Annotated in this window: 1 pseudogene; it reads right to left on the minus strand. The window is 63.5% G+C overall.

The window, feature by feature from the left end:
* A pseudogene (locus tag ACYP5B_RS43155) lies at positions 1 to 208 on the minus strand (CpaF family protein); the annotation flags it as partial.

Genomic DNA, 208 nt, shown 5'->3' on the forward strand with positions numbered 1-208 from the left:
GTCGGTGGTGTTGCGCGCAACACGCGAAGAGAACGCGCCCATCTGGACATAGTCGGTCAGAGACAGGTTGGTTTCCCGGTGACGGCGGATGCTGAGCGCGTTGCCGTCAATAGCGGTCGGCTGCATCACCGCGGCAATCCGCATCCCCTTGTAGCCGGCGTTGATGATGCCCTGATCGGTGCCGCGCACGGCGGATTTCTGCACCGAG

The sequence above is a fragment of the Cupriavidus sp. 8B genome, from assembly GCF_054589115.1.